The following is a 4,050-nucleotide window of genomic DNA, read 5'->3' on the forward strand; positions in this document are numbered from 1 at the left end:
CACCTCCTCGTTCAAGTGGACACAATCGTCGCCGCTCTAGCTTCACACGAACAGTGCGTGGTTCATCGATCGCTTACATTCTTTTGTCGAAACGCACAGCGATGGTGTGCAGTCCCGCGACTACTTCTGTCCCTTCCGCACCGACAATCTCCACCGACTTGCCAACACCTGCCAAGTCTTCGGTAGCATCGACGAAAACAAGGTCACCACTAACCAGCCGTCCAAGGCGAACAGCTTTGTCCGCATCAAGGAACGGCATGATTGCCTTAGATGGATTTAGATAAACAGCCCCGGAAGTATGGATATCGCCATAGTGCAAATACTTGACGCTGCCATCGATGGATAATTCCGCGCGACTATACACGCCGTTCCGAATAAGCGTCGCATGATCACCTAGCCGTGTCACCGTCCACTCCCCCTCAAACCCCGGCAACCGCGTCTTGCCTGTGAGCAGTTGCTGCATGGCCGCCTGCTTGATGTCATGCTTCTTGGCGATCAGGGCGTCCAGGCTGGAGCGCAAGGCATCGACGTCGCTCAGGGCTGAGGCGATGGCGGATTGTTCCGCTGGAGGCGGTAGGACGACTTTTACGTCTGAAATAGGCCCCAGATTAATTTTCCGCGGAATCGCCGACGCCAAAGAGTGAAGCTCGACCTCTCTCTTAAAAGAGTGTGTCTTTGAGTATTGCTCGAAGTAGGCAGACGAGGCGCCGTGAATCTTCAAAAGCGCTAGGCTGACATAAAAGCTTGCATCAACGTCCCAGTTGATTAGCTTGCAATCACCGATGGAACCGATTCGCGTCATCAAGACATCCCCCCTCTCCATACGGAAAGAGCGCGTCAAGAACTTATGCTCATCAACTGTAATGAATTTTGTATCGTCAAAATTTCCGCTTGTGACATGCTCAACGCTGTAGAACGGAATGCCGACGGGCACGTATCTGGGCGTTTGATGAGTCCCGTCCTTTACGGTTGCGATGTCCCCAATACGGGTGACTATCCAATCGTCAGGAATATCGCCCACCTCGGTCTGCTTGTACTCCGGCTTCATCTCCACGTCACCCCCATCCGCAGCAGGTGGCCGTTTACTTTTTCCGACAGCGCAGCGACATCATCCAGCAGCCCAGGCAACGGACTTTCATAACGCAATGCCAGCTCACGCACGCGCTGGGTCAGGGACTGCGACACACGCTCGACCTCAGCTGAGACCGTGGCATACAGCGCAGCCAGCCACTTGTCATCGACCACCAGCGACTTGATTTCGGGCACCGTGAGTTTCGGATACTGCGCGTACGCCTTGGCATCCAGCTCAGCTTCCAGCTCACGCAGCGCTTTCTTCAGCTTCGCTTCCTTGTCGGCCAGCGCCTGCCACTGCTTCAGCACGGCCAGTTCGTCCGCCGCATCGGCATCGTCGCCGATCTCCCTTATGCGCTCCTTCACCGCCACCGCATTGATCTTTTCATATCCGGCAAACGCCTGATCCTCACCGCTATGCTCTTCTTCCAGCTCGGCAAGCGCGCTACTGGCCACCTCCAGGCAGGCGGTGGTTTCGTCGATGGCCTTCTGCTCGGCTGCAAAATATCGCGCCACGATGAGAGACTTCGGCAGCAGGTCGCACGTCCAGCCCCTGTCCTTTTCCTTACCCTTTTTGTCGGTCTCGATGATGCGATAGGTCTTGGCCACCCAGCCGTCGCTCGCCAGCAGGTAGGCATTGTCCTGCATCGTTTCCGCCCAATAATCCATCAGGTGCTGGTACACGTCGTAGGCGTCGATCAACGGCTTGCCTTCGTAGTGGCTCAGCAGTCCATCGGCCAGCTCCACGATCAACTGCTTCGGATGGAATCCGGGTTCCAGTGCTTTCAGCGTGTGCGCAGTGCGGGCGCGCCATTGCTCGAAGTGAGCCCCCATTTCATCGATGAAGGCCGCAAACTGCGGATGCTGAAGAATCGTCGACTTGATCGCCGCCTTATCCACTGCGAGATCGTAATAGCCAGGCGTTCTCCGCTTGAACAGGGTCTTTTTCAGTGCCGGACAGATCGCCCAATAGTCATCGAGCGCAGCCACGTCGGCGTCAGGAATGCCGCCATGCAGATGGCCCTTCAGGTCCTGAATATCTTCGGCCACGCTGCTGTCGATATAGCGCGGCAGGTTCAGGTTGAAATCGTTCTTCTCAATCTCGGCCACGCTCACCATGCGCGCATAGCGCGGATCGCTTTCATCCTGACGGTTGAACACGTCCACGATGCGGTGGATGTCCTGCTCGCGCAGGCGATTCTTCGGGCCGTCCTTGATGAAGCCCTGGCTCGCATCGATCATGAAGATGCCCTTGCGTGCCTGGGCGTCTTCCTTGTCGACGACGATGATGCACGCCGGAATGCCCGTGCCGTAGAACAGGTTAGCCGGCAAGCCGATGATGCCCTTGATGTATCCGTAGCGGATGAGGTTCCGGCGAATTTCGGCTTCCGCGTTACCGCGAAACAGCACGCCGTGCGGCAGGATGCACGCCCCCTTCCCGGTGGATTTCAGGCTGCGGACAATGTGCAGTAGGTAAGCGTAGTCGCCTTGCTTGGCCGGTGGCACGCCGAACGTATCGAATCGACCGTAGGGGTCGTTGATCGGGTCGAGGCCGGTGCTCCAGCGCTTGTCAGAGAACGGCGGATTGGCAACCACGAAATCGAACGTCTTGAGCCTGTCGCCATCCCTGAACTTCGGATCGGTCAGTGTATTACCTTGGCCGATCAGCGCCGTGGGATTGTCGTGCAGGATCATGTTCATGCGCGCGAGGCCACTGGTCGCGGAATCCTTTTCCTGACCGTACAGTGTGACTGACGTGGGCGCGGCGTCGCCGACCTTCAGCAGCAGTGAGCCCGAGCCGCACGTCGGATCGTACACGGTCGTCTCGCTGCTCGTTCGCGTGCTGCTGATGCCGATGATCTGCGCCATGATGCGGCTGACTTCGGCTGGCGTATAGAACTGGCCTTTGCTTTTGCCACTTTCGGTGGCGAAGTGGCGCATCAGGTATTCGTACGCGTCCCCGAGAATGTCATCACCGTCAGCGCGGTTCTTCGAGAAATCCAGATCGGGGTTCTCGAACACGGAGATCAGGTCGGTTAGACGTCTGACCATCTCCGCGCCAGTGCCGAGCTTGCCACTATCGTTGAAATCAGGCATGTCGGACAGCTTGTTGGCTGCCGCCAGCGGCCCGACGATTTTCTTGTTGATCTGGTCGCCAATGTCCGGCTTGCCTTTCAGGGCCACCATGTCCGCGAAACTGGCGCCTTCCGGGATCGTGATCGGAGCATAGCGCTGGCCGGCGTATTTATCACTGACGTACTTGATGAACAGCAGGACCAGCACGTAGTCCTTGTACTGGCTCGCGTCCATCCCTCCGCGCAACAGATCGCAAGACTCCCAGAGGGACGAGTACAGGTCGGATTTCTTGATTGCCATAGGCTTGTGTTGGAACGTGGGTCGGTACCTGCACGACAACTCAGGTGCCGGTTTGCCCTGAATTTTAAGGCATGCCAGCACGGCAGCGATTGAAAACCGCATTGGACATATATCACCTCTCCGAGCACGGCAGCAGCCTGCCCGCTCCGCCCGCGCGATCCCGCGCGGGCGAATCTCCCCGTGGAGCCGTGATGCCCGCTTATCCTTCACCCTTCGACTACCTGATCGCCTACGCAATCGTATTTGCAGCTGGCGTACTTACGTCGGTGTGCCTGCGCCAGTACACCGGAAAAATTCGTCGGGAGGCTACTGCACATGCATGACCGCCCGCCCTTCCTTCCGTTCGACGATGACGAAGGCGCCTGCCTACCTGAACTTCCTCGCCCCCAGGCCGGTACGCCGCCGCGCTTTGGCGCCGACACTGCATCCCGCGCAGAGGACGGGCGCAATTCCTGTCCGAAGTGCCAGTCGGTGCAAACGGAACCGCGCCACGTCGCACGGCGCATCGGCGGTGCTCGACCGCGCGCGCGCCGGCGTCGACGCGACGCTCGCGACCTATCGTAACGAACTGCGGAGACTGATCGATGAAAACGCCGCCGTGCG

General features: G+C 58.4%; 2 protein-coding genes and 1 pseudogene. 1 reads left to right on the forward strand and 2 read right to left on the reverse strand.

Annotation, left to right across the window (positions count from 1 at the left end):
- Window positions 1-73 precede the first annotated feature (73 nt).
- Together WS69_RS21215 and WS69_RS21220 are read right to left on the reverse strand one after the other, a co-directional pair.
- A complete protein-coding gene (locus WS69_RS21215; protein WP_059472651.1) occupies window positions 74-1,048 on the reverse strand; it encodes a restriction endonuclease subunit S in 975 nt (324 codons plus the stop codon).
- On the reverse strand, window positions 1,045-3,447 hold the full coding sequence (locus WS69_RS21220) for an N-6 DNA methylase (RefSeq protein ID WP_059472652.1): 2,403 nt from the start codon (window positions 3,445-3,447) through the stop codon (window positions 1,045-1,047). Before WS69_RS21220 ends, WS69_RS21215 begins: the two co-directional genes overlap by 4 nt.
- A gap of 319 nt (window positions 3,448-3,766) precedes the next feature.
- On the opposite strand from WS69_RS21220, the pseudogene WS69_RS35005 reads away from it, so the two are divergent.
- A pseudogene (locus WS69_RS35005) lies at window positions 3,767-4,050 on the forward strand (hypothetical protein); the annotation flags it as partial.

This window comes from Burkholderia sp. BDU5 (genome assembly GCF_001522845.1).
GTDB lineage: Bacteria > Pseudomonadota > Gammaproteobacteria > Burkholderiales > Burkholderiaceae > Burkholderia > Burkholderia mayonis.

Coding starts and splice junctions, on each gene's coding strand:
- WS69_RS21220 (WP_059472652.1), bottom strand. CDS start 3,447: ATGGCAATCAAGAAATCCGACCTGTACTCGTCCCTCTGGGAGTCTTGC.
- WS69_RS21215 (WP_059472651.1), bottom strand. CDS start 1,048: ATGAAGCCGGAGTACAAGCAGACCGAGGTGGGCGATATTCCTGACGAT.